Raw genomic sequence first — 24,934 nt, 5'->3', positions numbered from 1 at the left:
CCAGTGTAATTCCAGGCCGCTTAGAGCCGCGCGAATACGCTTTTCGGATTGGCGATCAGCATGCGGTCGATGGCCGGCTGCTCGACGCCATGGCGTTTCAGGCGCGGTATGAAATGCTTCAGGATGTAGCCATAGCCGAAGCCGCCGAAGCGCGTCAGCATGATCTTGAGGAACACATCCTGCGACAACAGCAGGCGGTCGCCGAAGCCCGCCTCGACAAGGGCGGCGACGGCGCGTGCGTTCTCTTCGTCGGAGGGCGATTGCGCGTCCTGGTCGGCATAATAATAGTCCATGCCGATCATGTCGTATTCGAGGAACGCGCCGCGCCGGGCGAGGCTTTTCTGGTAGTCGGGATCGTCGTGGCTCGGGTTCATGTGGCAGAGCACGGTGTGGCGAAGATCGGCGCCTTCGGCCTCGACGATATCGAGCACCTCGTGCGCAAGCCGCTCCCAGCCGGGCAGATGGATCGACAGCGGCACGCCGGTTATGCGCGAGGCGCGTGCCGAAGCTCGCAGCGACTTTCGTTCCTCGGCGGTGAAATCCTTGCTGACGCCGACCTCGCCGATCAGCCCGGCCATGATCGGCGGCTGCGTCTCGCCGCCGCCGACATCGTTGACGATGAACTCGGTCACGGCGTCCACATCCATCGCCTTCAGCCATTCGGGATGGGTGTGCTCGAGATAGAAGCCGGTGCCCATGACGATCTTCAGGCCGGACATGCGGCTGATGCGAGCGAGCTTTTCGGGGGCGCGGCCGATGCCGATATTGGTGGCATCGACGACGGTGTGGCCGCCCAGCGCGCGATAGCGCTGCAGCTCAGACAGCGCCAGGTCGGCGTCGTCGAGCGAGACGTTGTCGCGGTTGACGTATGGGTTCATGCGCAACTCGCCGATGATCTCGATGTTCACCGGCTGCTCGGCGATCGCCATGTCGTCGGGATGGCAGGGGCATTTCCAGCTGCGCGCGCCATCGAGCAAGATGTGCTCGTGCATCAGCGTGATGCCCATGTCGTCGACCGGAACTGGGCCGAGCACGGTCATCACATGGCCTGTTTCGACCCCGATCGCCAGCCGCTGGCCCGGCACTGCGTCATCGAACAGACCGCTCATCGGCTCAACGGCTCCGCACGGCGCCGCGAAACAGGCGGAAGTTCAGCCAGATGGCGATCAGGATGATCGTTCCGGTGACTATCGGCGTCAGGAAAGGCGACAGATGCGCCAGGATCAGGCCGTTGCCGATGACGGCCACGGTCAGCGCGCCGAGCACCGTGCCGATGATCGTTCCGCGGCCGCCGAACAGGCTGGTGCCGCCGAGCACGACGGCGGCGATGACTTCCAGCTCGAAACCCTGGCCGGCATTCGAAGATCCCGATCCAAGCCGGGCAGCAATGATGATCCCGGCAAGGGCTGCCGCGGTGGCGGAAATCACATAGACGAAGAGCGTCGTCTGCCGCGTGTTGACGCCGGCGCGCCGCACCGCCTCGGCGTTGGCGCCAATGCCGGTGACATAGCGGCCGAATGGCGTCTCGTTGAAGGCGAGATAGGCGATGGCCAGGATCGCCAGCGCGATCAGCGCCGGCACCGGCACGCCAAGAAACCAGGCGCGGCCCAGCACGGTGAAAGCGCTTCCGGGCTCGATGGGGATGGAATAGCCGCCGGTGATCAGCAGCGCCACGCCACGGATCACCGAAAGCCCGGCAAGCGTGACGATGAAGGACGGGATGCCCTCATAGGCAATGAAATAGCCCTGTACCGCCCCAAGTAGGGCGCCGAGCGCTAACATGGCGAGGATAACGACTGGCCACGGCAGGCCAAACTGCAAAACCGTCGCCGACAGCGTCGCCACCAGCGCCAGCACGGAGCCGACCGAAAGATCGATGCCGCCAGTGGTGATGACGAAAGTCATTGCCGCGGCGACGATCAGCAGCGGCGCCGACTGCCGAAGGATGTTCAACAGATTGGGCGATGTCAGAAACGCGTCGGTCGCAACCGAGAAGATGATGCAGACGACCAGAAAGAACAGCGCGATTGAGACGACGCTGCCATTGGCGAGCAGCGCATCGCGCCAGGTGCCCCTGCGTACTCGTGAGGGCTGGGCGGTGTGGATCGCGTCGCTCATGCCGGCGCTCCACCGCGATAGCCATTGGTGGCGGAACGCGCACTGAACTTGCGGCCGACGATCAGATTGACCACGTCTTCGATATTGGTCTCGCCGATCAGCCGCTCGGCGACATTGCGCCCTTCATACATGACCTGGATGCGATCGCAGACGAGGAACAGATCCTGCAGCCGGTGGGTGATCAGGATGACGCTGACACCGCGCGCACTGACCGCGCGGATCAGTTCGAGCACCGCCTCGACTTCGGCCACGGCAAGCGCTGCCGTCGGCTCGTCCATGATCAGCACGGCCGGCTCGAACGAGGCGGCGCGGCCGATCGCGATCGACTGGCGCTGCCCGCCGGAGAGGTTTTCGACCTTGAGCCGCGTGTCGGCAATGACGATGCCAAGCCGATCGAGCATCTGGCGCGTCTCGTCATGCATGCGCTTCTTGTCGAGAAAGGAAATGCCTGCGATGCGGCGCCGCGGCTCGCGGCCAAGAAACAGATTGCCGGCAACATCGACCGTGTCGCACAGCGACAGGTCCTGGTAGACCATCTCGACGCGCGCCGCACGTGCGTCCGCCGGGGAGCTGAAGATCATCGGCTTGCCGTCGATCTCGATGGTGCCGGCGTCGGGAACCACTGCCCCCGACAGCACCTTGCTCAATGTCGACTTGCCGGCGCCATTGTCGCCGACCAGCCCCAGCACCTCGCCCGGCTTCAGCGTCAGCGACACGTCATCGAGCGTCTGGATGGCGTTGTAGCGCTTTGAGATGCCGCTCATCCGCACCCGATAGGTCTGGCCACTGCTCATCTGGAATTCCACGCGATTGCAAGGGATCCGCGGCGCAGCCTCGGGCGGCGCCGCGGCTCGGTCGCCGACGCAGTTTACTTGAACATCGCGCGATATTGGTCGACATTCTTCTTGGTCACGATCGTCACCGGGATATTGATGATCGGGTCGATTTTCTCGCCCTTCTTGATCTTGCCCAGCGCTTCGACCGCGGCCTTGCCTTCGCCGGCCGGATCCTGCTGCACGACCGCCACCACCCAGCCGTCATCGATGCCCTGAACGGCCTGCTTGGTCAGGTCCCAGCCGAACACCTTGACGTCGCCGGTGCGGCCCTGGCTGGTCACCGCCGAAACGGCGCCGAGCAAGGCCGGCTCTCCGGTCGCATAGAGCGAGTTCATGTCCGGATTGGCCGTCATCAGGTTTTCCGAAGCGCTCAAGGCGGTCTCCTGAACGTTCTGGCCATCGACTGTGTCGAGGAAGGTGACGGCCTGGCCGCTTTCGGTCACCGCCTTCTTGAAGCCGTCGAGGCGCTGGTTCTGGATGAATGAATTGAGTGCGCCGACGATACCGATCTTGGCCTTGCCGGCCATATCGGTCTTCACATAGTCGGCGTAGAATTTGCCGATGTCCTCGCCGGCCTTGGTGTTGTCGACGCCGATGAACGAAATATTGTCGCCGTCGGGGATCTGCGCGTCGATGGCTATGACGGGAATGCCGGCCGCCTTGGCTGCAGTGATCGCCGGCTTGACGCCGTTGACGTCGATGGCGACCAGAATGATGCCGTCGACTTTCTGCGTGATGTAGTTCTCGATCGCGTCGTTCTGCGCGCTCGGCACATTGTTGGCGTTGAAAATGACCAGCTTGGCGCCAGCGGCGTCGGCAGCCTTTTGCGCGCCCTCGTTGATCTGGTTGAAGAACAGGGCCTGCTGGTTGATGTTGACGAGAGCGAACGTATCGGCAAGCGCCGATCCCATGGCTGCCGAGCCCATGGCAATGGCGGCGGCACAGCCGGCGAGAAGTTTGAACAGACGCATTTCGGTTCCCCTTGCTTGCGGACCAGACCTCGGCTGGTCCCGTTGGTGCTACAGGCACGAGGCAAGCATTCAAGAGACTTGAATATTTGTCAATCCAAATGAACGCACAGCGTTGCTCAGAAAGTCGCCGGCGTGTTGACCCAGAAAATGCTAGCGCGTTCCTCGCCGATGTTGCGGTAATGATGCGGCAGCTCCGACCTGAACACGAAGGCATCACCCGTGGCGAGAGCATGGCGCTTGCCGTCGACGATCAGTTCGACCCGCCCGGCGAGCACGTACCCGACTTCCTCGCCGGCATGCTGGATCGGACCTTCGCTCGAGCCCTCTGCCTCGATGTGATGGATGTTGCATTGTAAGAGGTGGCCAGGCGAATACGGGATGATGCGTTCGAGCGAAATTCCTTCGCCACGCCGTAGCGCGTCGAGCGCGATCAAAGGCCTTGCGCCCGCCCGGAATACGATCGCCTCGTCGTCGTCGACTTGTTCGAACATCCAGCCGATGTTGGTGTCGAGAACCTCGACCAGACGGTGAAGCATGGGCAGGGACGGCGAAGCCTTGCCGTTCTCGATCTTGGAAAGCAGGCTTTCCGAGCAATTCGCAGCCGCGGCCAGCGTCTTCAGCGTCATGCCGCGTGTCTGGCGGGCGAGGCGCAGCCGAGTTCCAAGTCTTGCGGCATTTACTGTGGCGTCCGTTTCTGATTCTGGCCGCCGTCGATCGATTTTGTTCATCTGTTCGCCAACCATTCAACGGTCAAGGGCAACTATCGCGCGAGCAAAAGACCTCGGCTGACGATTTGCAAGTGCTGATGCGTCAAATTCGAGGCCGCAGCCGCAGCTGCCTCATCCGGCGAATGCCGCGCCCGCATGAACCGTGCTGATGATCCCGCGCCAGTTATCCCCTATCGCTTGGCTGTCCATCGTGGTCGAAATCGCAAGCCGTTACCGCGTTTGCGTCACGTGGCGAGTGGACTTGGAACGACAATGCGGGCAAGGCGGGCCACGCAGCCAATCTACACAACACGGCCGCGCCGACACGATCAAATCTGGACTGTCACCGAATTGCGGAGCGCGCCCAGAAGTCACCTGCGGCAGCGCCCATGGAGTTACGCCCAGGGGCGCAGGCTCTCGATAGCCGCGACGTATCCAATGAAATCCCTGAGGCAGTCGCGCACCGCTTGAGCTTCGGCAATTTTGAAGAAAGTCCAACAGAATTAATTGGACTAGCACATTGCATATGTAAGTTGCGGAAGCGACGCGCGGTTAATGCGTTAGAAGTATAGATACATCGACACGAGGCGCGAAGAAGCAACGCCAATACAGCTGGTTGGTTACAACATATTTATTTTCGCAGATATGGTATTGCCCGTCCGGGGATTCCTGTACCCGGTCCCGTGGGATGGTGAAATTATGCGGCAAATAAGTGTACCCGCCGTCTACCCTGGACCGCACCGAAGACCGAGGTATGGCGCGGCAATCTGAACCGCCGCAGCACTTGAATTTGGTCTGTGGGTCAATCTTATCTTCGTACCAATCATGGGCGTTAGCGGCTGTTGCGGCGGCGATACACATCGCCGTGAAGATGAGCCTTCGCATGGCATTCCTCAGGTATCTGGCAGGCGCTGCTCGTTGGGTTTCCATGCATATTAGCTTTCCATTGAAAATACCATTGGCCTCCGACCGACTTAACGCAGCTCCAGCAAGCGACGCTCGCAACGGAAGACGCATTGGGTCACGTCAGGACGACACTTGCGCCGACCAAAGGTCAGCTCTTGTCGCTCCGGGTTGGAAACCCGACCGTCTGCTCTGCGCCCTATGTCGGCCGTAGACGTCGGTCTTGTCATTGCCCGGAAGCAGACGTCGCCCAAAGCGGGAGCGATCGTGGTTGCGCGACATCTCGAGCACAGACTAGCTATAGTGGAGCGTTACGGCGACCCAGCAGCAGAGCGATGCCCAAGGCCGGAAGCGTTGCCGTCGCAACGACGAGGAAGACGAATTGCAGCCCGGCCGACCCAGCGACCAAGCCGAGCGCCGGACTGCCGAAGCCGAGCGCCACGTCGAGGAAGACGGTGTAGAGTCCCATGGCCAGGCCGCGGCTGCGTTGCGGAAGACGGCTTACGGCCTCGGCACCGAAGCCGGGATAGACCAGGGAGTAGCCAAGGCCAGTCAGGCCCGCTCCGATGGCGGCGAGAACAGGCCCGGGCGCAAGCCAGGTCAGCATCAGCCCTGCCGCCTCGACCGCCACGAAGATCACAGCGACGCGCGCGCCCCCCAACCTGTCAGGCAGGTGGCCGAAGCACAGCCTTGCCGCGATCAGCGACGCGGCATAAGCGGTGAAGGGAAGCCAGACCGGCTGCCAGCCGCGTTCGGCAAAGAGCAGCGCGCCAAAGGACAGGATCGCGCCATAGCCAAGGCTGCTGAAAGCAGCTCCGACGCCGGGAAGCCAGACCGCTTGCGCCACGCTCGTCCATGACTGTCGCGCGGCGCTCGCGGCGAGGCTGGTGCCACGCATAGGCAGGATGGCAAGCAGCGTCGCAAGCGGCAGGCCGACCGTCGCGAGTGCGATCGCGGCGAAGCCGCTCGCCGCGTAAAGCGCAGATCCGATCGGCGCGCCTAGCCCGAGCGCCGCAAACATCGCCGTCCCCACCCAGGCTATGACCTTTCCGGAGTTCTGTCCGCCCGCAAGGGAGAGCCCCCAGGCGACGCCGCCGGTGATGATGAAGCTCTCAGACGCGCCCAGTACCGCCCGGCCGGCGAAGAGCGCCGATGCGGACGCTACCGGCCGGTCGAGCAATGCCAGCGAGCCGAGATAAATGAATCCCGCCAGGGCAGCGGCAATGAGGCCGACGATGACGGCCCGCTTGCCGCCGCGCCCATCGGCATAATTTCCGGCTCCAATGCGCGACAGCATCGAGGCGACGAACTGGCTGCCCGTCACCAGCCCGACTGCGAAGGGGCCGAAGCCGAGCTGCTGGTGAAGATGCAGCGGCAGGACGGGTAGCGCCAAGCCGATCAGGAGGAAGCAGGCGAAGACAGCCGCCATGATTGGCACCAGTTCCGCCATTGCGCCATTTCGGTCAGAAGTCCGCGCCATTGTGGCCACCGGCGACATGTTGACAGTCGGGCTGTTCCGATCAGTAACGTTCGTAGGTCACGCGCCAGCCTTCGGCCGGATTGTCCGGGGTGAGGACCAGTTTGTTGTCCAAGACTTCGAATTTGCGTTTCATGCTCTTCCCGACAAGATTGCGGACCACGGAGGACTCGATCGTGATGACGAAGGTCTTGTCCTGGTCGTTGATGGCGACCGGCCCGTAATAGGCTTCGTAGCCATTCGCTGTATAAGGCGTGTCCGGCGCCTTGGCGTCGGGGTTCTGGGCCTGCACCGAGAGGGTGCCGGCCTCGGTGAAGATGAGCTGGCCGGAATATGGCACGGGCTTGAGGTTTCCATCGGCACCGGCTTCGAGCGACCTCATGCGCCATGCGCCAATGATCGGGGACTCTTGGGCCAAAGCCGGCGTGGCGACCGAAAGCGCAAGCGCAGCGATCTTCAATCTCATCGTCATATGTCGTTGTTCCTTTTCTGATTTGTGGGTGCGAACAGGCCGTCCGCCCTATCTTCGCTCACACCGAAAGCATGACCTTGATGGCGCGCCGCTCGTCCATGGCGCGGTAGCCTTCAGCGACCTCGGCCAACGGCAGCTTGAGGTCGAAGACCTTGCCGGGCCTGATCCTGCCCTTGAGCACACGGTCCATGAGGTCGGGCAGGAAGCGGCGCACCGGCGCGGGGCCGCCCAGCATGCGCTTCTGGCCGAAGAAGAGATTCTGGCCATCGAAGCTCACGCCATGCGGCACGCCGACATAGCCGATGGTGCCGCCGGGGCGAGAGCAGGCCAGCGCCTGGTCAAAGGATTCCGCCGTGCCGACGCATTCCAGCACGGAGTCCGCGCCGACGTCCTTAGTGAGCTCCTGGACGCGCGCGACGCCTTCCTCGCCACGCTCGGCCACAATGTCGGTGGCGCCAAACTCGCGGGCGAGTTTTTGGCGGCTGACGTGCCGGCTCATGGCGATGATGCGCTCGGCGCCCATCTCCTTGGCCGCAAGCACGCCCATCAGGCCGACCGCACCGTCGCCGACCACCACCACTGTCGATCCTTCTCGGACCTCGGCTGCGTCGGCCGCATACCAGCCAGTACCGAGCACATCGGACACGGCCAGCAGGTCGGGGATGAGTTCGGCCGGCGGCACCTCGGCGGTGGCGACCAGTGTGCCATCCGCCAACGGCACGCGGGCATAAGGTGCCTGCGCGCCCGACATGAATTCGCGTTGCACGCAGGACGACTGGAAGCCGAAGCGGCAGTGCGGGCAGGTATTGTCGGAGAGACAGAACGAGCCGACGACGAACTGGCCGGGACGGACCGTGCGCACCTCTGCGCCGACCTCGACGACGATGCCACAATATTCGTGGCCCATATGCATCGGGCCGTCGACCGGCTGCAGCCCGCGATAGGGCCACAGGTCCGAGCCGCAGATGCAGCTTGCCGAGAGCTTGATGATGGCGTCCGTCGGCCGCATGATTTTCGGATCGGCGATTTCCTCGCAGCGGATGTCGCCCGGTTTGTGAAGAACAGTTGCGAGCATTTTGGTTCCTTTCGAGTGGAGAAGATCAGGCGCCGTAGTCGGCGTCGCTGACATGTTCCAGCCAGTCCACGACCTTGCCGTCTTTGACCTCCTGGACGGCAATGTGGGTCATGGCGGTCTGAGGCGACGCGCCGTGCCAGTGCTTTTCGCCGGGCGCGAACCAGACGACGTCACCCGGACGGATTTCTTCGACCAGGCCACCCTCGAGCTGCACGCGGCCAAGGCCCGAGACGACGATCAGCGTCTGGCCGAGCGGATGCGTATGCCAGGCGGTGCGGGCGCCGGGCTCGAAGGTCACCTGTGCGCCTTGGACCCGCCCGGCATCGAAGGGATTGAAGAGCGGATCGATCCGCACCGTGCCGGTGAACCAGTCAGGTGGCCCCTTGCCGGAAGGTCTCGTGCCAGCGCGAAGAATATCCATGGTGCTCTCTTTTGCGTCCTCAAATGCGTTCGACGCGAAGCGGGAACTCGCCGCGAATGTGCAGGGCCTGCTCGCCATCGTCGAAGCGGCCGAGCCTGATCAGCCCGGGATGGCGATAGTCGGCGTAGAACATGGCCAGGTTGCCCCAGGGCATGAAATAACACAGGTCATAGGGCTGCTCGTTGGCGAACGGACCGCTTCCCTCCTCAGTCAGCTTGCGCGGCAGATAGGCGATCTTCTCGTTATGCGCGTAGTCCTCGATCTTGAGGTCGAGCGGCAGCATGGAGAAGAAGTCCCGCGCCGACGGATTGTCGTAGAGCGTGGCGGTCATGGTGCGGCCGTTGAAAATCATCCTGATCTTCATGTCAGTTGGCTCCTGGCTTACAGGGGCTTCGCCTTCTTGGCTGGCGGCTGCGCGAGGCAGGGCCGCCACCGCGAGCGCGGCGCCAAGCAATGTCCTGCGGCTGAGCGGCGCACGCTCGATGGTCATGGCAAAGATCTCCGGGCCGAATGCGATGCGGCAAAGGCGGCGAGCGCTGATCCGCAGAGCAGCACCGCGCCTAGAGTGAACGCTCCCCACCAGCCGACCGTATCGAAGAGCGTGCCGCCGATGGCGGCACCGCCGGTGATGGCGAGCTGGATGACGGCTACCTGCAACCCGCCGCCGGCCTCCGCGTCGTCCGGCAACGTGCGGCTGAGCCAGGTGCCCCAGCCAACCGGCGCGGCCGTGCCGAAAAAGCCCCAGGCAACGAGCAGCGGCGCTGTAGGAATTGGCATCGTACCGAACGCGATGAGCGCTACGGCCAGCGCGGCCATGACAAGCGGGATGACGATGAGGATGCTGAACAGGCGCGTGCGCAAGAGCCGGCCTATGCAGAGGGTGCCGAGCACCCCGGCCAGCCCCATCGCCAGCAGGATCGCCGAAAGCTCGGCGATGTCGAGCTGAGTGACGCTCTCGAGGAAGGGCCGCAGATAGGTGAAGAGGGCGAACTGACCCATGAACAGCATCATGATTGACGCCATGCCGGTGGCGACAGGAAGACGGCCGAGGAGCGCCAGCGGATTGCCAGGACGCTTCCTCCGGCGCGGGGGCAGCGCCGGCAGGCTTGTCCACTGCCAGACCAGCGCCAGGACCCCAAGCGGCACGACGAGGAAGAAAGCGCCGCGCCAGCCGACATAGGCGCCAAGAAAACTGCCCAGCGGCGCGGCGAGCGTGGCCGCAATGGCATTGCCAGCGTTTAGCATGGCGAGACCCTTCGGAACCATGTCTTGCGGCACGAGGCGCATGACGATCGCGGTCGACATCGACCAGAACCCGCCGATCGCAATGCCGAGTAGCGCCCGGCCGACCATGAGGAACGCGTAGTTCGGCGCGAAGGTGACAGCGAGCCCGGACACGATGAGGAGAAGGGTAAAGCCGGTCACGACCAGTCGGCGGTCGATCCGGCGCGTGAGGCCGGCGACCAGCAGGCTGGTCACGACGGCGAAAGCGCCCGAAATCGAGATCGCCTGTCCCGTGCGGCCCTCGGTGATGCCGAGATCGGCCGCTAGCGGCGACAGCAGGCTGACCGGCATGAATTCCGACGCGATGAGCACGGAAACACACAGCGCCATCGACAGCACCGCGCCCCATGCGGCGCGGTCTTCGACAAGCCTTGTGTCGTAGGTCGTTTCCATAGTTTGGCATCCTTGCAAGACGACTGGGGCGGATCAGCCGCCCATCCCCGTCGCCATGCCGGAAGATATTGCAGAGGAACCCATTCTATTAGACTAAGTAATTCGCATGGACTTATCTGCTCATGATATAAATGTCCGACCGGAGGTGCCCTATGCAGCGCGATGGCATGAAGGATCTGCTCTGGTTCGTGGCGGTCGCGCGGGAGCGCAGCTTCACCAAGGCGGCGGCCAAGCTCGGAACCTCGCAGTCGACCCTGAGTTCGACAATCAAGGAGCTTGAAGCTCGTCTTGGCGTCCGCCTGCTGACACGTACGACGCGGAGCGTCGCACCGACCGAGGCCGGCGAGCGACTTTTCCAATCTCTTGTTCCCCGCTTCGAGGAAATCGAAGCCGACCTCGCAAGCCTGGTGGCCTTTCGCGACAAACCCTCCGGAACGGTCCGTATCTCGCTGTCCGACCATGCGCTCCAGACGACCGTCTGGCCGAAGCTGCAGCCCTTGCTCGGCGACTATCCTGACGTGTGCGTCGAGCTCTACAGCGACAACGGCATGCAGAACATTGTGGAGGAGCGCTTCGACGCAGGCGTGCGGCTTGGTGAGAGCATCGACAGGGATATGATCGCAGTGCGCATCGGGCCGGATTGGCGGCTCGTCGCCGTGGCTTCGCCGGAGTACTTTTCCCGCCATCCGGTTCCGACCGCACCGCAGGATCTGGTCGATCATGACTGCATTAATATGCGGCAGGCGACGTTCGGCGGATTATATGCCTGGGAATTCGCCAAGGATGGCCGCGACCTTCGTGTGCGGGTGGAAGGCCAACTCACCTTCAATTCGTCCATTCCCATGATCGAGGCTGCGATAAGCGGTTTCGGGATCGCCTATGTCCCGGAAAACCTCGTCAGCCACCAAATCGCCAACGGATGCCTTAGGCTCGTGCTTGATGACTGGAGTCCGCCGTTTGCGGGCTATCACCTCTACTACCCGAGCAGGCGACAGCTCTCGCCTGCGATGGCGGTGATCGTTGAGGCGCTCCGCCATCGCATCTGACGGGAGGTCGGGCAGTTTGCGTCTCAGCGCCGCAAGAACCGATTTGGCTGCCTCGGGGTCGTCCAGAGTGATCGCCAGGGCCTTTGCGCTGTCAATTTTCGCGGCGGCCACCATCTCCTCCTGCGAAGCGTTGCCGAAAAAGACCGGTAGACGTTCTTTCCGGGACCGCTCTACATTTTTGGCGTCGAGGTCGACTGCAACCCACCTGTATCCACGCTCGTCGAGCAATCTGCCGATCACCCGGTCTACCCGCCCGAACCCGGCAATGACGAATGTCCGGACACGGCGCACTGAAGCAACGCAGCATTTTCCACTTTGAGGCGAAGTAATTCTCAACTATGGTCCGCCATGCTTTTGGCATGAGGGGGAATATTGCCGATGGTTTTATCACGCAGGGGTGTCGTGCTCGGCGGCCTGGCGCTGGTCGCGATGGGTGCAACCGGCAATATTGCTCAAGCAGCGGCGGCAAAATCCTTTTTCGCCGGTACCGCCAGCGACAACAATTTTGTGTATCGCAAGACCAACTTCGCGAAGATCGACAAGAGATGGCATCGCCAGATCGTCAAGTATTTCAGTAGCGAGCCGGTCGGCACCGTCGTGGTCGATACCCGCCACCATTTCCTCTACGTCATCATGGAAAACAAGACCGCCATCCGCTACGGCGTCGGCGTCGGCAAGGACGGCTTCAAATGGTACGGCCGCGCGACGATCGACCGCCGCGCGCTGTGGCCGGACTGGGTCCCGCCTCCCGAAATGCGCAAGCGCAGGCCGGAGCTACCGGACACGATCGCAGGCGGCGCGTCCAACAATCCGCTCGGGCCGCGCGCGCTCTATCTGCACCGCGACGGCGCCGACACTGGCTACCGCCTGCATGGCACGCTGGAGCCATGGAGCATCGGCACTGACGCTTCCAGCGGCTGCATCCGCATGTTCCCGGAAGACATCATCGACCTCTACCAGCGCTGCCCGATCGGCACCGCGGTGCAGGTCCTGCCGCACATCGCCGACCAGGCGCCCGCTTCCACCACTGTCGAATGATTGGCGCCTCATGAACCGCATCATTGAAAACACGCGCCGGCTGCTCGCCGCAGGCCTGCTGGTGCTGGCCGCATCCTGCTCGACCAGCAACACGCTGGCCCCTTCCACGCCCGACGTCACCAACACCGAGGTTGCCGGCTTCCAGAACGTGCAGCCGGGCAGCGAGGAGGATTTTATCCTCAATGTCGGCCGCCGCACCTATTTCACGCAAGGTTCGGCCGCGCTCGATTCCGTCGCCAAGGCCACCCTCGACACCCAGATCGCCTGGTTGGCAAAGCATCCGCGCTGGCTGCTCAAGCTGCAGGGTTTCGCCGACGATCCCGGCGCAAAGGAAATGGCGCTGTCGCAGCAGCGCGCCGATGCGGTGATGGACTACCTCGCCGCCGGCGGCATAGACCGCAACCGCATGTGGGCCAAGGGCTACGGCAAGGACAGGCTCGTCCGCGAGTGCCCCGACACCGCCTGCAGGTCGCAGAACCGCCGCGTTGTGTCTAATTTGCGCGATGAGAGGGACGAGCCGTAGGGGGCTGCTGTTCTGCTTGTGACCCGAAGCAGAGTCTCGCACGCGACGGCGGTATGGCTGCTTTGCGCCGCAATGTCGGCCATAGAGGCGAACTTTGCCTCCCCCGGAAGCAGACACTGCGATTGACCGCGCTGAAGGTCGTGATCGCGCCAGAGCCTGCAAAGGCACAACTCGGCACACGAGGGCGAACATTCCGCTGCGGAAACAACTTGAAGAAACGCTTCGCGACCCATAGCATGCCGCGCCATGGTGAAATCTGAGGTCAGTGAGATCGGTCGGGTTTTTGAGCCAGTGCAAGGTAGGGAGGATAATAATTATGGCTTCCGAAGTACAGGCAAACAACGGTGTTAACGTAGAGGCGCTGCTCGGCGCACGCGAAGCGCTCACCAACGCCCCGGAGGCAGCGCAGTTCAAGTGGCGCGCGGCCTGCGAATGGAAGGATGGCACCCACAGCCACTCGTCGGTCGAGAGCTTCTACGGTCTCGGCGAGGATCAGCATCGCAAGACCACCTTCACATTCGACGCAGACCATCCGGAGGTCTTCGCTTCCCAGGACAAGGGCGCCACGCCCGTCGAATACGTGCTGGTCGGACTGGCGAGTTGCCTGACCGCCGGCATCGCCGCGGTTGCCCAGAACCGGAACATCCAGTTGAAGTCGGTGAAGGCGACCATCGAAGGCGACATGGATCTCGCCGGAATTCTCGGCATCGACAGCGACGTGCGCAACGGCTTCAGCGGCATCACGGTGAAATACAACATCGACGCCGACGCAAAGCGCGAGGACATCGAGGCTATCGTCGCTCAGTCGCAGAAGCGGTCGGCGGTCTATGACATTGTCACCAATCCGACGAACGTCACGGTCGTGGTGAATTGAAAGGCGCTTCGAACCGTAGACTCTCCTGATGAGAGGGTGCGATTAGTTCCGTCACCACAGCGATCGTCGGCGCGGGGCACGCGGGGCTCGCGATGAGCCGCTGCCTCGCGGAGCGCTCTATCGACCATGTGCTGCTGGAGCGCGGCGAGATCGCCCATACCTGGCGCACCGAGCGATGGGATTCACTGCGGCTGCTCACCCCGAACTGGCAGAGCCGGCTGCCGGGCTTTCGCTATGACGGCGACGATCCCGACGGCTACCGGACGATGCCTGAGGTGATCGACTTCCTCGGGAACTATGCCAAGGCGATCTCGGCTCCGGTCAGAACCCACACGACCGTCACCTCGGTTCGCAGCGACGGGGCGGGATATCTTGTGCGCACGGACCGCGGCGAGTGGCGGTGTCGGACCGTCGTGCTGGCGTCGGGCGCGTGCAACATCGCGCGCCTGCCCGACGTCGCCAGCCGCGTGCCGCCGTCGGTCGCCATGCTGACGGCACAGTCCTACCGCAATCCGGGTCAGGTCGCCGACGGTGGCGTGATGGTGGTGGGCGCGTCGTCGAGCGGCACCCAGATCGCACAGGAGCTGCAGCGTTCGGGGCGTCAAGTGACCCTGTCGGTGGGCGAGCACATCCGGGCGCCCCGCGTATATCGCGGCAAGGACCTGGAATGGTGGATGGACGCCGCCGGCGTGCTCGACGAGCGTTACGACGAGGTGGACGACATCAGGCGGGCGCGACGGGTTCCTTCGCTACAGCTTGCCGGCACGCCCGACCGCATCACCCTCGACCTCAATGCGCTCGACGACCTCGGCGTCCGGCTCATCGGTCGTCTTGCCGGCATCACCGAAGACGGCAAGGCCCAGTTTGCGGGGTCGTTGCGCAACATGTGCGCGCTTTCCGATCTCAAGATGGCCCGGCTGCTCGACCTCATCGACGAATGGGCGCGCGCCAACGGCCTGGACGCTACGGTCGGGCCGCCGGATCGCCCGCCGCCGACCCGTGTCGAGGACAACCCGCCGCTCGGCCTCGATCTTGCCGGAGGCGCTATCAGGACGATCATCTGGGCCACCGGCTACCGGCCGGACTACTCCTGGCTGGAACTGCCGGTCCTCGACCGCAAGGGCCACGTCCGTCACGACGGCGGTGTAGCGGAACATCCGGGCCTGTACCTGATGGGGACGCAGTTTCTGCGCCGCCGCAAGTCTGCTCTAATCGACGGCGCTGGCGACGACGCGCGTGATCTCAGCGATCATCTGGCATCGTACCTCGGGCAAAATTCAATCTGATAGCAGAATCAACGTCTGAGACTCCAGAGGGAACAGGTTGGTTGCCGCGACAACCCCGAATTCTGCGCCCCTGCAGTCATATTCCCAAATGCAGCTTTGGCTTCCAGAAGGGGCGGAACAACTCAATCTTTGGACAGCGGTTCATCACCACTTTCAAGCCCGCTTTCTCCGCCAACTGGGCGGCAGCGTCATCGCGCACCCCAATCTGACCCCACAGAACCTTGGCGTTGATTGCGATGGCCTCCTGTGCAACTTCCAACAGATCTTCGGAGCGGCGAAAAACCTCAACCATATCCACAGGCCGGTCGATGGCCGCTAGTGACGCGTACACCTTAAGCCCTCGAATCTCATCCAGACCGGGACTGGGGTTGACCGGGATCATGTCGTAGCCGATTTCGTGCAGCACCCTGAGTACCCCATAGGAAAATTTAGTTTTATCGGGGCTGGCCCCAACCATCGCGATGGTTTTGACCGATTTCAGAATGTCTTGCAGATAAGCCTCCGAATAGGGCTCATCATGATTCATATGGGTCATTTCTTTGCTTCCAACGGGGTCGCAATATCGGCTTTCAATTCATGAGCGGCCAGCGGGTCAAGGAAGGGGTTGCGATAGAGCTTGTCGTGGCTCTCAACGCCGACCTCCAGCGTGCAGTCGCTCAAAGGGCGGGCGACGCAGAGGATTATATAGCCATTGTTGATCTGGCGGTTGTTCAGCGCCCGCTGCGCTTTTTGATCGACTTTGCCGCTGATTATTTTGGCCGCACAGGTTATGCAGCCGCCATACTTGCACCCATACGGCAGATCCACGCCCTGCTCGCGCAAGCTTTGCAAGAGGGGCTTGCGGTGATCGACGTCAAAGGCCGCACCGCCTTGATTGGCGAGAATGATGGTGAAGCAGGTCATACCCAGATGTCACTCGTGCAATCACCCCCGGGATAACGGGTTTCGTGGCAGCGGCTTGGTCCATTTGGTTCCTTACCAAAATCAACAACGAATAGCGGATCGATTTCCATGCCGCCGTTTTCCGTATTGCAATTGACCATCAGCATGCATCCGCCATTGGTGCGGATTTCCGGATAGAACTGATTATCCCACGTCGAGAAGAGTGAGGTCGTCACATAAAGGCGCTTGCCGTCGAGGCTGAGCTGTATCATCTGAGGCCCGCCAGTCACTTTCACGCCATTGACCTCAGGCGCACGGCCGAGAAGTCCGCCCATCCACACTTGTCCGGTAAGCTTGGCGTTGTGAGGGTCCGAGATGTCGTACTGACGAATGTCGCCATGCAACCAGTTGCACAGATAGAGGTATCTATCGTCCATGCTGAGCAGAATAACCGAGATCACGCCCGGTATTGGTATCGGCCATGCGGGATGCGGCTCATTGCCGACATCGACAATTTTTTCCCATTGCCAGTCACCCGCCGCGTTCTTCCACCAATGGATGATATTTGCAGAAAGGGCCGCGCCAACAAAGCCGTGACTGCTGTCGGGGTTATGATGGAATCGCACTTCCAGTGGGATCAAGCCATCTTCACCGAGATAGAATGTTTGCTTTGGCTCCTTCTTTTCAAAATCCCACAAATGGATCTCTCGGCCATATTTCAGATGACCAACCTCTTCCAGGTCAAAGCCAGGCATGAAGGTATTGGGCGCGGCCCATTCCGAGCTGACCATTACGTTGTGTCGCGGCTGGTACCAGAAATCATAACCAAACTTGATCCTGCCCATGGAATTTTCCCAGCGGCCGACAATCTCGAACTCCTTGCTGAGTTGCAAATAGCCGCCGGGGGCATTGCCCTGGGCGTCACCAAGCATGGAAACGATGATGTCCGAGCCGAGGCAATGCACCGTGTGTGGCGCCGACAGGTTAGTCCTGGCTTTGATTTCAGCGCCGTCTATCACCTTGAACAGTGTCGGGCTGCGCGGATCGGTACCGCAATCGACAATATGCAGATTTGACGAGCGCACACCCGGCACGATCAGATATTTCCGCTCCATGCTCGCATCGCCATGGCACGACGAACAGGCATTCCAGCCCGAGTGATGAAGCTCATCGCCAATACCCGGCATTTGCAAACGCGAAATCACCTGGCTGTAGGTCGAACTCTCCGGGTCGACATCAATCGTGCACAGATAGTCCGGCTTCTGAATGCCCGTGCCGGTGTAGATGGCAATCGTATAGAGCAGCTTTTCGCGAGGTGCCGTCATCGCCTCGGCTGGAGAAGCATAGCCCGGTCCACAGCAATGATTGGTCATGGGTACTTCCCTTTGAACAGATCACTCGCCAGCCCCAAAGGGGCAAGCTGGAATGTTAGTGCATGCTTGGCATTGGCGCTATGGCCGGGGAGGCGGAGGCGGCATAATAGGCGCGCCCGACGGGGTTGACAGCCAGATGATCGTGGGCGAACGGCTCGACGATCATCCACCTGCCGTCCGGATTGAGCGAGCTACGAGCATGCGTGACATGGCGTCGAGGCTGCCGATCTCCCCCACAACAACGGTACAACAACGGGGAAGTTGCGCTCTCTCCCAAAACGCGGCTCCGCCTCGCTTTTTTATTGATCACGGCAAAAAAACAACGCTAACTGGCTCCCGCGAGGGGCCATGCTGACAAGTGATGAAGTGGGAGCAATCCCGTTGTTTTCGGGTTTGCCGGCGGCAGAGCTGGAGCGGCTGGCGCGGGCAGCGGCCGATCTTCACCTCAGCCCCGGAGAGTTCGCGATTCACGAGGGTGGAGAGGCCGCGCTGTTTGCGGTTCTCGCCGGCAAGATCGAAGTCGTAAAGACCTTCGACGGCATCGAGCGAACGCTGGGTTGGCGTCTGCCGGGAACGATCTTCGGCGAGGTGCCGATTGCGCTTGGCTCGGGTTTTCCCGGTGGCTATCGCGCCGCCGAATCTTCCCGCGTCATGCGCATCGACGTTCAGCAGTATTATTCCATCGCCGCGGTGTCAAAGGACGTGGCCCAAAAGGTCAGCGCGCTTGCCCGCGAGCGGATGGGCGGGCTGCAAAGCGTCACTGCCGAGCCGCAGAGGCCGCGCGTCACATTGGTCGGCCATCGCTGGGACACGGCGTGCGGCGAACTGCGCCGGTTTCTGGCCCGCAACCAGATTTCGTTCACCTGGCTGTTGCCCGACACGTCGGATGCCGAGGCTTTCTGGTCTGCCCTCAGCAGGCCGGCTCTCGATGGTCCCGTTGCCCGGCTGGCGGACGGGGAGATTATCGAAGCACCCGCCGTGCGCGATCTTGCCATCCGCCTCGGGCTGCAGACGCGCCCGCGCGGCGCCGAGTACGACGTCGCGATCATCGGCGGCGGACCGGCCGGTCTTGCGGCTGCGGTCTATGGCGCCTCCGAGGGGCTGCGCACCATCGTCGTCGAACGCGAGGCGCCCGGCGGGCAGGCGGGAACATCCTCGCGCATCGAGAACTATCTCGGCTTTCCAAGCGGCATTTCCGGCGACGAGCTTGCCAGCCGCGCGCTGCAGCAGGCAAAGCGGCTCGGCGCCGAAATCCTGGTCACCCGTTCGGTCGCCGGCATCGACCCGACGACGCACGAGGTGGTGCTCGACGGCACCGATGTCGTGCGCGCCCGCAGCCTCATCCTGGCAACCGGCGTCGCCTGGCGCCGTCTTGCCATCGACGGGTTCGACCGGTTGATCGGCAAAGGCGTTTATTATGGCGCCGCGCGCAGCGAGGCGAGCAGCACGCATGGGCAGGATGTCTACCTGATCGGCGCCGGCAATTCGGCCGGCCAGGCGGCGATGCATTTTTCCGGCCATGCGCGCAGCGTGACGCTGCTGGTGCGCGGCCCCTCGCTTGCCGACAGCATGTCTCACTATCTGATCGAGCAGCTCAGGGCGAAATGCAACGTAAAGGTCCAGCTTCACTCCGAAGTCCAGGCCGTGCACGGCGAGACGCACCTGACGGCGATCGACATTCTCGACAAGACCGGCAACGAGGTGAGCCGGCACCAATGCGGCGGGCTGTTCGTGTTCATCGGCGCCAACGCCGAGACCGAGTGGCTGCCGGCCGACGTAGCGCGCGATGCACGCGGTTATGTGCTGACCGGCGACGACGTGAAGAAGGCCGGGCTCTGGTCGCATGGCCGCGACCCCTACCTGCTCGAGACCAGCGCGCCCGGCATCTTCGCCTGCGGCGACGTACGCCTGAGCCCGGTCAAACGCGTTGCCTCGGCGGTCGGCGAGGGCAGCATGGCCATCGCCTTCGTCCACCAGTATCTGGCCAATGAAGAGAAAGTAGACCGCAACCAAAGCTAGAGGGTCAAGTAACCAGAATGTCATCAGCCGGTCGATGCGGCGTGAAAACCGCCAATTAAGCATCGAAAGCACGCTTGACGGCTGGCCGCACGTCGCCGCGGGCTACATAAGCGGAGAGGTTCGGATATTCGTCCAGTATACCCGATCCGTTCAACCTGCGCAGCACCGCCACCATCAGAAGGTCACCGGCCCTGAACGCACCATCGAGCCAGTCGGCATTGCCCAGGCGATCGGAAAGTTCGCCGAGCCGGCCACGGATGCGATCCTCGACCATGGGCAGGCGCTGCTTATGCCAGGTCTCGTCGCGGGTCGTCAGCGGCCCCAAGGCTGGCGGGCGGCAATGCGCCCCTTCCTGGACATTACCAAAGCAAGACCACGGGGAATTCTGACCCACGTCCCGAACTTCATGGCCTTCGCCTCGCTGGAATGTCTAACGCGACTCCGTCATGATCTTCCGGCCCTGTCGAGCGACGCTGCCAAAGCCGTTGACGCCAACGCAGGTGATGGGGGCAGGCTAGACCAGTGCAGCAGATCCGCCCGGCGACTTTTCTTTTTGCGGCCCGAGCCTTGCGCGACATGGGCGACGGCTTCGTGGCCGTTCTGTTGCCGGTCTATCTCCTCGCATTAGGCTTCGCGCCTCTGCAGGTCGGCATCATAGCAACCGGATCGCTGCTCGGTTCAGCGCTCTTGACCATCGCCGTCGGACTCCTTGGTGCCCGACGCGATCACCGCCAACTCCTGCTTGCCGCCGCCAGTCTGATGGTGGCCACGGGTGTGGCCTTTGCTGTGGTCCACGACTACGCGCTGCTTTTGATGATCGCCTTCGCAGGCACCATCAACCCGTCGGCCGGCAGCGTCAGCGTGTTCGTGCCCTTAGAGCATGCCGTCCTCACACGCGAAGTCACCGACGCCGCGCGGACCAAGATGTTCGCGCGCTACAGCCTTGTGGGTGCGCTCGCAGCCGCGGTTGGCGCGTTCGCTTCGGCAACCCCTGATCTTCTGGCTCCAGCCGGCCTCGACCAACTCACCGGCATCAAGGCGATGTTCGTGCTCTATGCGTTGCTGGGCCTGCTCGGCGGTCTCCTTTACGCGCAGATCCCGCGGCGCCGTCCAACGTCGGACTCCGGCAGCACGTCCGCGCTTGGCCCCTCGCGGAATATCGTTTTCAGGCTTGCGGCCCTTTTTAGCCTTGATGCCTTTGCCGGCGGCTTCCTCGTCCAGTCGCTGCTTGCCCTGTGGCTTTTCGAAAAATTCGACCTGTCGCTTTCGGAAGCGGGCTTTTTCTTCTTCTGGTCCGGGGTGCTTTCGGCGTTCTCATTCCCCGTTGCCGCCTGGCTGTCGCGGCACATCGGACTCATCAACACGATGGTGTTCACACACATTCCGCGTCACCGAGGCGGAGCGGGCAGCCGCCGCAAGCTTCACATCGGTACCGCGCAGTTTGGCTGCCGCAGCCAGTCCCGCCCTGGCGGGCGCTCTGTTCGCTGCCTCGTTCCGGGCTTGGCCCCTGATCATCTGCGGTGCACTGAAGATCGCTTACGATCTGCTGCTGCTGATGCAGTTTCGGCACCTCAAGCCGCCGGAGGAACGGTGATGCAGCCGCCGGTTTGGGGTGTTTGACCAGGATGGGTCAATCGCGAAGCAAAACGTTGGAAAGTTGTCGATCACTTCCGGCTGTCGCGGAGCGTGAAATGTCGCCTCGCTTCCTCGTGACATTGTCTGCCGCACTTTATCTGATATCATCGGTGTTTGCCGGGGCAGGATCACCCGTTCCGTCGAACGTCTGCTATGCGTGGAAAAGCCGCTGCAGAAGGTCCGCATCGGTGAAGGTTTTTCGATGTGGGCCGCAGCGCGAGGGGTGCGGCTGGGTCGACATCGGCCCGCGTTGAAAAACCTCCCAAGGAGGAAGCCGCGGGGTCATCTTCGGCTCTGCCGAGATGTTCGGCCCGAATGATTGGGTCGCGCGCAAGGGGATCGAGTCCCGCTCGCGCCCCGATTATCGGCCGTTACCAGCCGTAGCTGAAGATGGCGCCGCCACCACCGTCGCCGTTCTGCACGACATTCGCCTCGGTGTTCCTTCCGAACTGGAAAATACCGTAGGCGTTGTCGTTGCCGTTCTGCCTCAGGATGGCGGAATGGCCGTTGCCCTCCTGATGGATGATGCCCAGATTGCCGCGGCCGTTCCGGCCGAGGCCAGCAGCATTACCGTGTCCGGACTGACGGATTCTGGCGCCGTGCAGGCCGCGATACTTCGAATAGACGCGCAGGCCGGTCGCCAGGGCGCCGGCGTCGCGAGCGTTGGCAGGAGCAAATGTCACCGACACCCGGCCTCCTGCGTAGGTCGGTGCGGACAGCGCCACCTGGCCGATGCTGCCGCAACGAGAGCGGCAGTAAGGGTTATGAACATATTGCGGGTCATCTTGGTCTTCATTTCTGGCTGCCTCAGCCTATGGCCAACCTTCCCGAATTGCGGCTGAACCATCCCGGAACCCATCGTTCAGCTGTCGTTCATTCATTTTTCCCGGCTCGGCACACATAGAAAAGGCGCCGAACGCCGACGCCCTTTTTCGTAAACTGGCCGGTGCGATCAGGTCGCGCCGCCGACCCGCGCGGCGCAGCCGATGCTCTTGCCATCGACCGCAACTTCGAGCTTGGCGTCGTAAACGCCGCCCTTTGCGTCGAGCGTGATAGCGCCGAGCGTAGCTGGCTTGCCGGGCGCGGCGTTGAAGGCGCCGCCCTGCTCGATGCTGGTGCCGTCGGTGCGACCGGTGCTTTCGACATGGAAGGAATAGGTGCCACTCACGTTTCTGTCAGCATAGGCAAGCGCCTCAAGCAAGACCATGCCCCCTTCCGGCGTGGCGCGGATCTCGCAGCGCACCGGCCCAACGGACTGGTCGGCGTTGGCCATGGTCGCCAGCGCGCCGGCCGGGACCAGGACCAGGGCGAGTGCCGCCATGACGCGGCGGGAATGCTTGACGATGCGGGGCATGGTTCGTCTCCTTGGCTTGGCTAGCGGCGGCCGCGGAATCTTTCCGCGGCCGTCTGGCCGTTGCCGTGTTTATGGGCAGGCCTGGACGAAAGCTGCGACATTGCCGCTGCCGCCCTGGCTGACATTGGCATCGCAGCCGTGGCCCACCTGTACGCCGGCAGCAATGTTGCCGTTACCGTCCTGGGTCAGAATAGTGGTGTGGTTGGAGCCGAACTGGCCGACGCCGGCCACGTTGCGGTTGCCGTTCTGGTAGGTGGCGCCGTAGTTGCCGGCCCCGTCCTGGCCGATAGCCGAAAGGTTGTGGCGGCCGCGCTGCTGGCCGATCACCTTGTTGAAGCGGCCGTTCTGATACACCCGGATACGGTTTTTGAAGCCGTTCTGGGCGCCGCCGGCCGAGTTCGACCAGCCATATTGCTCGATGCGCACGTCATTGGCCATGGCCGGAGCGGCGGCAGTGATACCGACAAGAGCGGCAAGCGCGGTTGCGATGAAAGAATTGCGGATCATGAGAGCGTCTCCTTTGGCGGACGGGACCGCGGTTGAACGGCTTCTTTTTAGGAGATGCCGTTCGAACTAAGGCTGAAGGCGGCGTTCAGCTGGGGTTCAGGAGGGCTTGCGCGGGTCGTGGCTGCGGCGGTCAGGCCGCTATTCGCTAGGGCAATGGGTGGAGCACACTCGCCAAGGGCGGCCGGTGTTGGGTCATTTCTATACTTGGGGTTGGCCGCTTCCGGCCCACAGGCTGCCGGACGGCAATGCGCCTCATGTCGGTCGTCAAAGTTAGCTTTGCAACTGCCTTAAAGAGGACATTACCGGCCACCGCATTGGTGATCGCGGTTGCGCCACAAGCGGACCACGTGTTGCCGTTGGCCACACGAGCGCCTCCACCTGTCCAGCAACGAGTCCGGTCGGCTCAGTGGAAGGTCGTTTTATAGTGGAGGCCCGGAAACGACGCCTCGCCGGGTCGCAGCGCCGCCTGCCCCATGGGATCACCTTTTAGAATACTGAGGAAGAATGCCGCGGTCAGCGTCTTGGCTTGATCGAACTGCGGACCGGAACCGGAACCGTATGCGAACATCATGTGCCCACCCTTGTCGAATACGGCCAACGCCTTATCTCGACTTCCGATGCTATCATGCGCCCATAGGGCATTGAATTCCGGCTTCACCATCTCGTCGTCAGAAGTGACCAGTATGAGCGTCGGCACTTTGACAGCCGCAATGCCAGTGGCGCCGAATACCTGCAGCTCGCCGCCCGGAGCTGCGAGAACGAGCGCCGCCACGCGGCTATCCCAAATGGGTGGCATCGGCTCCGCAAACGGGTCCGCAGCGCCGTAGAGTTTGGCAATCGTTGGCTCGAAACCTACAAATTGGCATGAGTCGCCATACTTCTGGGCCTCATTTGCAGCGCACCAGCTATCCAGGGCTTTAAAGTCGACCCGAGCGCCTCCCGCCTGGAGCGCAGTCGCTCCGCCCGATGAATGCCCCCAGACGCCGATGTGGGAGGTATCTATGAGTCCAGCGAGTTTGCCACCCGGGGCTGTCATTGTATCGGCGTAGCCGATCACACGAAGCACGTTGGCAGAACGATAATAGAGCAATCGGCGAACGTCGAATCCGGTATCATAGCTCGAAGCGAAGACAACGAACCCGTAGGTCGCGAGAAACTGGCCCCAGCGGGTGTAGGCTATGCCCGGCATCGAGGATCCGGGGATCAGCACAAGCAGCGGATAGGGACCGGTCGTTGCCGGCGGTGCCTCCGGCGTCGTCTTCAGGATTGCGCCGGCGGGAGCTGGCGCAGGACCAGCAGCGGGATACCAGACCCATGTTTCCAGCGGGTGCTCACCAGTCACGTCAGGTATCGTGAACTTCTGAATACCGATCGCGAAAGGACCGGGCTGGCTGAAATCGGTTGCGATCGCGGGTGTCACTGCGATCAGGGGCAAGATGACAAGCCAAGGCAGCAGAAGAAAACCCAAGACAGCCTTGATCATAACGTGCCTTCCTGCGCGGTGCCAGGCTGCCGCTACCGTTCACCCATGACGGCAAGACGTCAAGCCCGAGTGCTGCCCACAGTCCATCTATATGGTACGTTCGATCGTTTTGCTGCCCTGAGTCTTCGCTTGAGTGGACTGAGAGGAGTTGCAGCTTTAGGAACGTGCGGAACGGGTCAGTTCGAGACTCGGACCCACCGGATTGAATGTCTGCATTCTCACGCGTTCATACCAGAACCGGCCGGACCGCTCCCGGC

Annotated in this window: 23 protein-coding genes and 4 pseudogenes; 7 read left to right on the top strand and 20 right to left on the bottom strand. The window is 62.5% G+C overall.

Annotated features, from left to right (window positions below):
- Positions 1-20 precede the first annotated feature (20 nt).
- The 11 genes from NKH41_RS25880 to NKH41_RS25830 form a co-directional block, all read right to left on the bottom strand.
- The gene (locus NKH41_RS25880) at positions 21-1,109 is read right to left on the bottom strand and encodes a phosphotriesterase family protein (RefSeq protein WP_352780207.1); all 1,089 of its coding nucleotides are present in this window, start codon (positions 1,107-1,109) and stop codon (positions 21-23) included.
- 4 nt (positions 1,110-1,113) lie between these two features.
- A complete protein-coding gene (locus NKH41_RS25875) occupies positions 1,114-2,118 on the bottom strand; it encodes an ABC transporter permease (RefSeq protein ID WP_352503424.1) in 1,005 nt (334 codons plus the stop codon).
- Positions 2,115-2,912: an ATP-binding cassette domain-containing protein gene (locus NKH41_RS25870; protein ID WP_352775819.1), complete on the bottom strand. Its 798-nt coding sequence runs from the start codon at positions 2,910-2,912 to the stop codon at positions 2,115-2,117. Before NKH41_RS25870 ends, NKH41_RS25875 begins: the two co-directional genes overlap by 4 nt.
- 74 nt (positions 2,913-2,986) lie before the next feature.
- Positions 2,987-3,925, bottom strand: a complete 939-nt coding sequence (locus tag NKH41_RS25865; protein ID WP_352449198.1) for an ABC transporter substrate-binding protein — start codon at positions 3,923-3,925, stop codon at positions 2,987-2,989.
- Between the two features lie 116 nt (positions 3,926-4,041).
- A complete protein-coding gene (locus NKH41_RS25860; protein ID WP_352685658.1) occupies positions 4,042-4,653 on the bottom strand; it encodes a cupin domain-containing protein in 612 nt (203 codons plus the stop codon).
- A 1,180-nt stretch (positions 4,654-5,833) separates the two neighbouring features.
- A complete protein-coding gene (locus NKH41_RS25855) occupies positions 5,834-7,015 on the bottom strand; it encodes an arabinose transporter (protein WP_352780204.1) in 1,182 nt (393 codons plus the stop codon).
- 40 nt (positions 7,016-7,055) lie between these two features.
- The gene (locus NKH41_RS25850) at positions 7,056-7,484 is read right to left on the bottom strand and encodes a lipocalin-like domain-containing protein (protein ID WP_352780203.1); all 429 of its coding nucleotides are present in this window, start codon (positions 7,482-7,484) and stop codon (positions 7,056-7,058) included.
- A gap of 58 nt (positions 7,485-7,542) precedes the next feature.
- Positions 7,543-8,559, bottom strand: a complete 1,017-nt coding sequence (locus tag NKH41_RS25845) for a zinc-dependent alcohol dehydrogenase family protein (RefSeq protein ID WP_352780201.1) — start codon at positions 8,557-8,559, stop codon at positions 7,543-7,545.
- A 25-nt stretch (positions 8,560-8,584) separates the two neighbouring features.
- Positions 8,585-8,980, bottom strand: coding sequence for a (R)-mandelonitrile lyase (locus NKH41_RS25840; RefSeq protein ID WP_352780199.1), 396 nt, complete (start codon positions 8,978-8,980; stop codon positions 8,585-8,587).
- Between the two features lie 19 nt (positions 8,981-8,999).
- A complete protein-coding gene (locus NKH41_RS25835; RefSeq protein ID WP_352771172.1) occupies positions 9,000-9,470 on the bottom strand; it encodes a cyclophilin-like fold protein in 471 nt (156 codons plus the stop codon).
- Entirely contained in the window at positions 9,467-10,657 is a 1,191-nt protein-coding gene (locus tag NKH41_RS25830) for an MFS transporter (RefSeq protein WP_352780198.1), read from the bottom strand. Before NKH41_RS25830 ends, NKH41_RS25835 begins: the two co-directional genes overlap by 4 nt.
- Before the next feature lie 152 nt (positions 10,658-10,809).
- Here NKH41_RS25830 and NKH41_RS25825 point away from each other — a divergent pair, with 152 nt between their 5' ends.
- Positions 10,810-11,703, top strand: a complete 894-nt coding sequence (locus tag NKH41_RS25825) for a LysR family transcriptional regulator (protein ID WP_352780197.1) — start codon at positions 10,810-10,812, stop codon at positions 11,701-11,703.
- Between the two features lie 12 nt (positions 11,704-11,715).
- On the opposite strand, the pseudogene NKH41_RS25820 reads toward NKH41_RS25825, so the two are convergent.
- Positions 11,716-11,994: pseudogene (locus tag NKH41_RS25820) on the bottom strand (NAD-binding protein); the annotation flags it as partial.
- 87 nt (positions 11,995-12,081) lie between these two features.
- Between NKH41_RS25820 and NKH41_RS25815 the strand changes: the two are divergent.
- The 4 genes from NKH41_RS25815 to NKH41_RS25800 all read left to right on the top strand — a co-directional run bounded on the left by NKH41_RS25815 (position 12,082) and on the right by NKH41_RS25800 (position 15,424).
- Positions 12,082-12,741: a L,D-transpeptidase gene (locus NKH41_RS25815; protein ID WP_352771167.1), complete on the top strand. Its 660-nt coding sequence runs from the start codon at positions 12,082-12,084 to the stop codon at positions 12,739-12,741.
- A gap of 10 nt (positions 12,742-12,751) precedes the next feature.
- Positions 12,752-13,264: an OmpA family protein gene (locus NKH41_RS25810; RefSeq protein WP_352771165.1), complete on the top strand. Its 513-nt coding sequence runs from the start codon at positions 12,752-12,754 to the stop codon at positions 13,262-13,264.
- Between the two features lie 316 nt (positions 13,265-13,580).
- Positions 13,581-14,138 (top strand): OsmC family protein, encoded by a 558-nt coding sequence (locus tag NKH41_RS25805; RefSeq protein ID WP_023679231.1) that lies wholly within the window; start codon positions 13,581-13,583, stop codon positions 14,136-14,138.
- Between the two features lie 41 nt (positions 14,139-14,179).
- Positions 14,180-15,424, top strand: a complete 1,245-nt coding sequence (locus tag NKH41_RS25800) for an NAD(P)-binding domain-containing protein (protein ID WP_352474324.1) — start codon at positions 14,180-14,182, stop codon at positions 15,422-15,424.
- Positions 15,425-15,500: 76 nt separating this feature from the next.
- On the opposite strand, the gene NKH41_RS25795 is transcribed toward NKH41_RS25800, so the two are convergent.
- Genes NKH41_RS25795 through NKH41_RS25785 form a run of 3 tightly spaced genes read right to left on the bottom strand, consistent with a single transcriptional unit; the run spans position 15,501 to position 17,679 of the window.
- On the bottom strand, positions 15,501-15,950 hold the full coding sequence (locus NKH41_RS25795) for a CoA-binding protein (RefSeq protein ID WP_352771286.1): 450 nt from the start codon (positions 15,948-15,950) through the stop codon (positions 15,501-15,503).
- Between the two features lie 5 nt (positions 15,951-15,955).
- Entirely contained in the window at positions 15,956-16,327 is a 372-nt protein-coding gene (locus NKH41_RS25790; RefSeq protein WP_352474288.1) for a 2Fe-2S iron-sulfur cluster-binding protein, read from the bottom strand.
- Positions 16,324-17,679: a selenium-binding family protein gene (locus NKH41_RS25785; protein WP_352771163.1), complete on the bottom strand. Its 1,356-nt coding sequence runs from the start codon at positions 17,677-17,679 to the stop codon at positions 16,324-16,326. Before NKH41_RS25785 ends, NKH41_RS25790 begins: the two co-directional genes overlap by 4 nt.
- 348 nt (positions 17,680-18,027) lie before the next feature.
- Between NKH41_RS25785 and NKH41_RS25775 the strand changes: the two genes are divergently transcribed.
- A complete protein-coding gene (locus tag NKH41_RS25775) occupies positions 18,028-19,698 on the top strand; it encodes an FAD-dependent oxidoreductase (protein ID WP_352771161.1) in 1,671 nt (556 codons plus the stop codon).
- Between the two features lie 55 nt (positions 19,699-19,753).
- Here NKH41_RS25775 and NKH41_RS25770 read toward each other — a convergent pair.
- Positions 19,754-20,002, bottom strand: a pseudogene (locus tag NKH41_RS25770) (glutathione S-transferase family protein); the annotation flags it as partial.
- Between the two features lie 272 nt (positions 20,003-20,274).
- Between NKH41_RS25770 and NKH41_RS25765 the strand changes: the two are divergent.
- Positions 20,275-21,292: pseudogene (locus NKH41_RS25765) on the top strand (MFS transporter).
- Between the two features lie 412 nt (positions 21,293-21,704).
- Here NKH41_RS25765 and NKH41_RS25760 read toward each other — a convergent pair.
- The 4 genes and pseudogenes from NKH41_RS25760 to NKH41_RS25745 form a co-directional block, all read right to left on the bottom strand.
- Positions 21,705-22,117: pseudogene (locus NKH41_RS25760) on the bottom strand (curlin).
- 168 nt (positions 22,118-22,285) lie between these two features.
- Positions 22,286-22,687: a curli-like amyloid fiber formation chaperone CsgH gene (gene csgH / locus NKH41_RS25755; protein WP_352771160.1), complete on the bottom strand. Its 402-nt coding sequence runs from the start codon at positions 22,685-22,687 to the stop codon at positions 22,286-22,288.
- A gap of 69 nt (positions 22,688-22,756) precedes the next feature.
- The gene (locus tag NKH41_RS25750; protein WP_352452314.1) at positions 22,757-23,194 is read right to left on the bottom strand and encodes a curlin; all 438 of its coding nucleotides are present in this window, start codon (positions 23,192-23,194) and stop codon (positions 22,757-22,759) included.
- A gap of 403 nt (positions 23,195-23,597) precedes the next feature.
- On the bottom strand, positions 23,598-24,677 hold the full coding sequence (locus NKH41_RS25745) for an alpha/beta hydrolase family protein (RefSeq protein ID WP_352781245.1): 1,080 nt from the start codon (positions 24,675-24,677) through the stop codon (positions 23,598-23,600).
- Positions 24,678-24,934 lie beyond the last annotated feature (257 nt).

The sequence above is a fragment of the Mesorhizobium sp. M1169 genome (assembly GCF_040318345.1).
In the GTDB taxonomy this organism is placed as follows: domain Bacteria; phylum Pseudomonadota; class Alphaproteobacteria; order Rhizobiales; family Rhizobiaceae; genus Mesorhizobium.
Note: the sequence above shows the minus strand (reverse complement) of the source record. Positions and strands in the feature narration are given on the sequence as shown.